This window comes from Pseudoalteromonas sp. MTN2-4, assembly GCF_042848605.1.
In the GTDB taxonomy this organism is placed as follows: Bacteria; Pseudomonadota; Gammaproteobacteria; order Enterobacterales; family Alteromonadaceae; genus Pseudoalteromonas.
This window is the reverse complement of sequence record NZ_BTGK01000034.1, coordinates 1-1,669: the sequence shown is the minus strand read 5'-3', so window position 1 is coordinate 1,669 and position 1,669 is coordinate 1. Positions and strand designations below refer to the sequence as shown.

The window sequence follows — 1,669 nt, the reverse complement described above, 5'->3', positions numbered from 1 at the left end:
ACAAGCAGGGGCAACTTTGAGCTGGCTAAAATTAGGAGCGAAGCGACGGGAGCCAGCTTAAAATTGTCCCGTTGACTTGGCTTGTTATGTACCAAAAACTGATTTGTCGATAACGACTTTTTTAAAGCTATTACCTTCATACTTATACGCCGATAACACTAAAGTATCACTATTTAAAATAGAACCTTTAGACCACAACAAAAAGGAGTCTGCTGACACAATACTGTATTGATAATCGATTACCCAAGGGTCTTTAGGTAATCGTTGTATGTAAATAATACTGCCGTCTATTAAATTTCCAAGATTTTCTGGTAGACGGTTATTTTTATTATAATAAACTGAAATTGCAGTTTGTAACATCTCAATATCAAGTTCTGCTTCATCGCTTTGGTTGAGAGGTGGGCAATTAACAAGACTGGGAACAGATAGGCCTACAAGGATTAAGAAAACAAGAGTTACACAACTAAATTTGAAATATTCCATTGCCCTACCTTGGTACATAACGTCTTAATAAACGGCGAAAAATAGTAGGCTAAAATAAGCGACGAAGGAGCGCAAGCCTACTGTTTTACGTCCAAGGTTTAATTAAATTGTTATGTTTTCTTACCGTTCACAAGCCGTCTGATTTAATAGTTAAAACATCGCCTTCAGTATATAAAAGAGGACCTGCATAATAGCTTTCTGCTTTAAACAAATAGAAAGCTGTCAATTCACCTAGTTTTCCTTTAATGGTAAAACCAACAGAGTTTTTGCTGGTACAAACAACAGAAAGCTCATTAATATCACCAAATTGTGACTTTATATTTCGGGAATTACTCAAGGTTTCTTTTAGTTTTTTAATAGATGTTAATTGAGATTCATCAAGACTAAAGCCGTAAACTGATAGTAATTCATTATCGTTAGTGCCAACGCCAACCTTTTCTACATGAGGTACTTTTTTAAAATATTCCTGACATAAAGGTAATGCAAAAGCCTTTGCAATTAGCACTACTTCTATAAACATCAGAGAAATTAGAAGTTTCATACTCAGTTTCCAGAAAACATAACGCCCGCATAACGGGCTAATAAAGCTTGGCTAAAATTGGTGAGGCACGAACCAAGCCAAGCTTTATTAGTCCATGCGTTGATGCGTTTGTTAGGTTCAATTTCCTTCACAAGAATTGAAATATTTAGAAATATCATAACCCAGAATATTATCAGACCCCGGCAAAGATTTACGATATTCAAGATTAAATTCCTGTCCCTCGAAGTTTAAAAGACCTTTAAATTCGATACCTGAAAATGATTTGTCACGATGCTTATTCATTTGTGAAATTTTGATAACAGTACCTTTAGGAAGTAATAAATACTCATCTGCCGCCGTTGGGACTTCACAATGGCGCGCATTTTTTCCAAGTAACTTGGCTCTTTCCTCCAGCATCGCTATATATTTTTGAGAGGGATTTACTCGAAGTGACCAATTTTCTTTGGATAAGACAGGTTCAAAGCTTAGTAAAGGACACAGATCCCATTTGCGGGTGATTAAAGCCTGTGAAGTAGTTTTTAAGCATTTATAATTTTTAGCTTCTGGTGTTGATTCAAAGTCAATTTCTTCTGTTGATACACACCCACCAAGGATCAAAATTAACAGAAAATAGAATGAAGACCGATGCATATTCATTATTGAACC

3 protein-coding genes are annotated in these 1,669 nt (G+C 35.6%); all 3 read right to left on the bottom strand.

The window, feature by feature from the left end; genetic code table 11:
• Positions 1 to 84 precede the first annotated feature (84 nt).
• On the bottom strand, positions 85 to 483 hold the full coding sequence (locus ACGHEH_RS21540) for a type II secretion system protein GspG (protein WP_390449790.1): 399 nt from the start codon (positions 481 to 483) through the stop codon (positions 85 to 87).
• A 127-nt stretch (positions 484 to 610) separates the two neighbouring features.
• A complete protein-coding gene (locus tag ACGHEH_RS21535; RefSeq protein ID WP_390449787.1) occupies positions 611 to 1,024 on the bottom strand; it encodes a hypothetical protein in 414 nt (137 codons plus the stop codon).
• 117 nt (positions 1,025 to 1,141) lie between these two features.
• A partial coding sequence (locus ACGHEH_RS21530) for a hypothetical protein (protein WP_390449785.1) occupies positions 1,142 to 1,669 on the bottom strand: 528 nt, incomplete at its 5' end.